Genomic DNA, 4,960 nt, shown 5'->3' on the forward strand with positions numbered 1-4,960 from the left:
CGCCGCCTCTGGCCGTTTCCCGATAAGTCCCGGACGCCTTCCCTCCTATAGTCGTTTCGCGGCGCCCGGTACGGGCCGTGCCACCACGCGATACCGAAGCCGCCCGCTCATGCGCGGCCATGCCAATCAAGATTCATGAAGGAGACAACCCAATGGAGAAAGTACCCGGGAGGAAACCCCGCCTGCTCGCGCTGGCCGCGAGCCTGGCGGCACCGCTTCTCGCCGCCCCGGCACAGGCCGCGCCGCAGGGCGAAGCCCTGGTCAACAGCAAGTGCATCACGTGCCACGCGCCGGCCGAAGACGGGCAACTGGCCCGCATCGGCGACAGCCGCCGCACCCCCGAAGGCTGGGACATGACGGTGGCGCGGATGATCATCAGCCACGGCGTGAAGCTGAGCGCCGACGAGCGCGCCGCGGTCGTCAAGTACCTGGCCGACACGCGCGGCCTGGCGCCCCAGGAAACCGACGGCTACCGCTACCTGATCGAGCGCGACTTCAACCGCGTCGAAAGCGTGCAGGGCGAAGCCAAGCTGGCCTTCGACACGTGTGCGCGCTGCCACTCCTACGGCCGCATCGCGTTGCAGCGCCGCACCGAGTCCGACTGGGCCAAGCTGCCCCACTACCACGTGGGCCAGTATCCGGTGATCGAGATCCAGGCCGGCGGCCGCGACCGCAACTGGTGGGAGCTGGCGACGACGCAGGTTCCGGCGATCCTCGGCAAGCTGTACCCCAACGACAGCGGCGCCTGGCAGCAATGGCAGCAGCGCGAGCGGGCCAGCGCCGCCGGCACCTGGCGCTTCGTCGGCCACCGCCCCGGCCGCGGCGCCTACGAAGGCGTGGCGACGATCGAGGCCGACCGCGCAGGCGCCGACCGCTACAAGGTGAAGTTCCGGTTCGACTATGCCGACGGCCAGCGCGAAACGGCCGAGGGCGAAGCCATCCTCTACACCGGCTACGAGTGGCGCGCCTCCGTCAAGCAGGGCGGCATGGACGTGCGCCAGGTGTTCACGCTGTCGCCCGACGGCCAGACGCTGTCCGGCCGCTGGTACGAGAACGGCATCGACGCGATCGGCGGCCGCCTGCTCGCCGCCCGCAGCGGCAAGAGCTCGGCCGAGCGCCTGCTGGCGGTCGAGCCGACCCACATCAAGGCCGGCACGACCCAGCGCGTCACCCTCTACGGCAACGGCCTGTCGGGCGACGTCGATCTGGGCGACGGCATCACGGTCGCCAGGGTGGTCGAGCGCGCCGCCGGCAAGGTGGTGGTCGAAGCGCGGGCCGATGGCGCAGGCAAGGATGGCGTGCGCGCCGCAGCGGTGGGCAACGCCCGCCTGCAGCAGGGACTCGCCCTCTACCGGAACGTCGATTACGTGGCCGTCGAACCGGAGCAGGCGATGGCCGTGGTCGGCGGCGGCAAGGGTCCGCTGCCGAAAGTCCCGGTCCAGTTCGAGAGCGTGGGCTACGCCTTCGGGCCCGACGGCAAGCAGGGCACGGCCGACGACATCCGCCTGGGCTACTTCCCCGCCACCTGGTCGATGGCCAACGCCAACGCCTTCGCCGAAGAGATGCGGGACATGGCCTACGCCGGCACCCTGCAGACGGACGGCCTGTTCATCCCCGGCGACGCCGGCCCCAATCCCAAGCGCAGGTTCGGTACCAACAACGCCGGCGAGCTGGCGGTGACGGCGACGGTCGACGACGCCGGGCGCAAGCTCAGCGCCAGCAAGCACCTGATCGTGACCCTGCAGCGCTGGAACGACCCGCCGCTGCGCTGAGGCACGCAAAGGAGCCGCCCCCATGACCACCTTGTTCGTCAACCGCCACAGCTTCCACGACGTGAAGCTGCCCGAGCGGCGGATGCTGTTCCACATCCCATCCAGCGGCCTGTTCGAACTGGACGAGGTGGGCGGCTCGCTGCTCGACTTCCTGAAGGAAAACGACCGCGTCTCGCTCGATGGCGTGCGCGAACGCTTCGACGGCCGCGTCACGGCATCCGACCTGGCACAGACCTTCGAAAACTTTCGCGAGCTGTCGATCCTGTGCGACGCCCCCGCCGGCCCCGACCTGGGCCTGCGCACGGAGATCCGTTCCTTTCCGATCAGCACCGTGGTGCTGAACGTCAACACTGGCTGCAACCTGAGCTGTACCTATTGCTACAAGGAGGATCTGGACGTCCCGTCCAAGGGACGCCGAATGAACTTCGACACCGCGTGCAAGAGCATCGAACTGCTGCTCGCCGAAGGGGCCGTCCACGACCGCATCAACGTCATCTTCTTCGGCGGCGAGCCGCTGACCAACCTGGCGCTGATCGAACAAGTGGTGGACTACACCGAACGGCGCTGCGCCGAGGAAGGCAAGCATGTCGATTTCTCGATGACCACCAATGCCACGCTGCTGACCGAGGACATCGTCGACTACCTCGACCGCCACCGCTTCGGCCTGTCGATCAGCATGGACGGCCCCGAGGCGGTGCACAACCGCCGCCGGCTCACCGTCGGCGGCAAGGGCACCTACTCGGTGGTGGCGTCCAAGGCGCGGATGCTGCTGGAACGCTACCGCTCCAAGCCGGTCGGCGTGCGCGTGACGATGACTGCGGGCTACACCGACGTGCCCGCCATCCACCGGCACCTGAAGGGCGAGCTGGGCTTCTTCGAGGTCGGGTTCGCGCCCGCCACCTCGGGGCCGCTGACGGCGTTCAACCTGAACGCGGACGAGCTGCAGGCGGTCTTCGACGGCATGAAGGCGCTCGGCCGGGCCTACCGCGACGCGGCGCTGCGCGGGGAAAACAACGGTTTCTCCAACATGCACCAGTTGATGAGCGACCTGTACGAGGGGCGCAAGAAGGCCCTGCCCTGCGGCGCCGGCGTCGGCCTGCTGGCGGTGGACCACAAGGGCGACCTGAACCTGTGCCACCGCTTCACCGGCTCGGACATGCCGCGCTTCGGCAACGTCGACGAAGGCATCGCCAAGGAGGCGCTGGGCGCTTTCCTGGAGAAGGCCACCGACCGCGCCGACAAGGGCTGCTCCACCTGCCGCATCCGCAACCTGTGCGCCGGCGGCTGCTACCACGAGTCCTATGCCCACTTCGGCGATCCCTTGTCGCCGACCTACCACTACTGCGACCTGATGCGCGACTGGGTGGACTTCGGCATCGAGATCTACACGGAAATCCTGGTCAAGAACCCGGGCTTTTTCAGACAACACCTGAGCACGAGGAGTATCCAGCTATGAAGCACATGAAAGCGATGAACGCGAAGGCCCACCAGGTCGAAGTGGCGATCGGCAAGGGCGGCAGCGAGGCGGAGGAAGTGATGGCGATGCAGACGGTGGTCGGCTGCGCCACGACTTTCGACCCGGGCTGGGAAGTCGACGCCTTCCTCGGCGTCGCCGGGCTGTGCCAGCCGATGGAGGCCGACCTCTACGGCTGCGCCGACCCCTGCTGGTGGCCCGCGCAGGTGCCCGACACCCTGCACAACTACACCGACTGGGCCGCCGGCAAGGATGCCGCCGTGCAGGACTGGACCCAGCTGCAGTCGGTTTTCCCCAAGTAGAAGAAGCCGGCCCCCACGAATCCCGCCAATGCATTCGGCGCGGCGGCCCGGCCGCCGCGCCAGGAGACTCCCACAATGAAAAACAAGCAGCAATCCACCCTGCGCAAGGCATTCGCGCTCGGCATCGTCGGCCTCGGCATGAGCCTGCTCAGCCAGGCCAGCCTGGCCGCCAAGGACTATCTCGTCACCGCGGTGCGCCCCAACAAGCTGGTCGTCGTCGATGCCCAGGCGCGCCAGGTGATCAAGACCCACGAGATCCCCAACACCGCGCCGGGCAACAGCGTCGCCGGCATCGCGGTATCGCGTGACGGCAAGGTGGCCTACGCCATCCACAACCGCTGGGAAAGCGTATCCGGCATCGACCTGGAAACCGGCAAGGAAGTCTTCCGCGCCGAGCTGTCCTCGCCCGACATCCGCGCCAAGGCGCATTTCGCCATCGACGTCAGCCCGGACGGCGGGGAACTGGCGGTCTATGTCAATCCGACCCGCCTGAAGCCGGGCGAATACGAGGTGCTGGACCCGTACATCGCCATCTACGATACCGGCGCCGGCATCCATGCCCAGCCGGTGCGCAAGCTGCCCGCCCCGCGCCGGGCGACCACGCTGGCCTACTCGCCCGACTACAAGCGCCTGTACACCTTCACCTGGGACATGCTGGTGCTCGACCCGAAGACCGGCGAGCAGATCGGCTCGCACCCGTGGAAGAGTTGGAAGCGCAAGGGCTACGGCGAACCCGACTCGCTGTCGGTGTCGCCGCAGTTCGAGCAGGCCAACGAGTTCGCCACGCCCTACTTCATTTCGCACAAGGACAAGGACGGCAAGGAGTCGCTGCGCGCCGGCATCTGGGCGCTGGACATCGAGAACGACAGGGTGCGCTTCTCCGAGTTCGAGGACGCGACGGTGATGTTCTTCTCCACCGCCATCAACCCGGTGCGCCGCAACGAGGCGTACACGGTGTACACCCAGCTCACCAAGACCGACCTCGACACCAACACGCTGGTCAAGCGGGTGGATCTCGACCACACCTTCTACACCGTCAACGTGTCGTCCGACGGCAAGGAGCTGTACATCGGCGGCACCATCAACGAGATCGCCGTCCATGACAGCGACACGCTGGAGAAGAAGGGCACCATCATCGTCGGCAACGGCGACCAGGTGCTCAGCTCGATGCGCCTGGTGCGCCGCTGAGGCCGGCCGGCGCCATGCAAGCCCATTCCGCACATGGCGCCGCGCCGGACGCGGCACGCCCTCTGGAGCACGCTCATGCATGAACATCGGGCACGCGCGCGCGCCGCCATCTGGCTCGCCCTGCCGATCGCCGCGCTGCTGTGCGCCGCGCTGCCCGCCGCCGGCAACCTGGCGGTGCTGGGCGCCGGCCTTTGCGCGCTTGCCGCGGGCCTGCGCCGCGGCGA

4 protein-coding genes are annotated in these 4,960 nt (G+C 68.0%); all 4 read left to right on the forward strand.

Going from position 1 to position 4,960, the window contains the following annotated elements:
- The first annotated feature begins 152 nt into the window (after positions 1-152).
- The 4 genes from peaA (at position 153) to peaD (ending at position 4,736) form a co-directional block, all read left to right on the forward strand.
- On the forward strand, positions 153-1,772 hold the full coding sequence (peaA, locus tag C666_RS18515; RefSeq protein WP_004348003.1) for a quinohemoprotein amine dehydrogenase subunit alpha: 1,620 nt from the start codon (positions 153-155) through the stop codon (positions 1,770-1,772).
- A 22-nt stretch (positions 1,773-1,794) separates the two neighbouring features.
- Positions 1,795-3,228 carry a quinohemoprotein amine dehydrogenase maturation protein gene (peaB, locus tag C666_RS18520; protein ID WP_004348004.1) on the forward strand — a complete coding sequence of 478 codons (1,434 nt, stop codon included), beginning with the start codon at positions 1,795-1,797 and terminating at the stop codon, positions 3,226-3,228.
- Entirely contained in the window at positions 3,225-3,548 is a 324-nt protein-coding gene (gene qhpC / locus C666_RS18525; protein WP_004348005.1) for a quinohemoprotein amine dehydrogenase subunit gamma, read from the forward strand. The genes peaB and qhpC overlap by 4 nt, the downstream gene beginning before the upstream one ends.
- A gap of 75 nt (positions 3,549-3,623) precedes the next feature.
- Positions 3,624-4,736 (forward strand): quinohemoprotein amine dehydrogenase subunit beta, encoded by a 1,113-nt coding sequence (peaD, locus tag C666_RS18530; RefSeq protein WP_004348006.1) that lies wholly within the window; start codon positions 3,624-3,626, stop codon positions 4,734-4,736.
- The last annotated feature ends 224 nt before the right edge of the window (positions 4,737-4,960 follow it).

It is taken from the genome of Thauera linaloolentis 47Lol = DSM 12138, assembly GCF_000310205.1.
Taxonomy (GTDB): domain Bacteria; phylum Pseudomonadota; class Gammaproteobacteria; order Burkholderiales; family Rhodocyclaceae; genus Thauera; species Thauera linaloolentis.

What these genes read in the sequence shown, in the direction of transcription:
- peaA (WP_004348003.1), top strand. Translation starts at nt 153, where the DNA reads ATGGAGAAAGTACCCGGGAGGAAACCCCGCCTGCTCGCGCTGGCCGCG.
- peaB (WP_004348004.1), top strand. Translation starts at nt 1,795, where the DNA reads ATGACCACCTTGTTCGTCAACCGCCACAGCTTCCACGACGTGAAGCTG.
- qhpC (WP_004348005.1), top strand. Translation starts at nt 3,225, where the DNA reads ATGAAGCACATGAAAGCGATGAACGCGAAGGCCCACCAGGTCGAAGTG.
- peaD (WP_004348006.1), top strand. Translation starts at nt 3,624, where the DNA reads ATGAAAAACAAGCAGCAATCCACCCTGCGCAAGGCATTCGCGCTCGGC.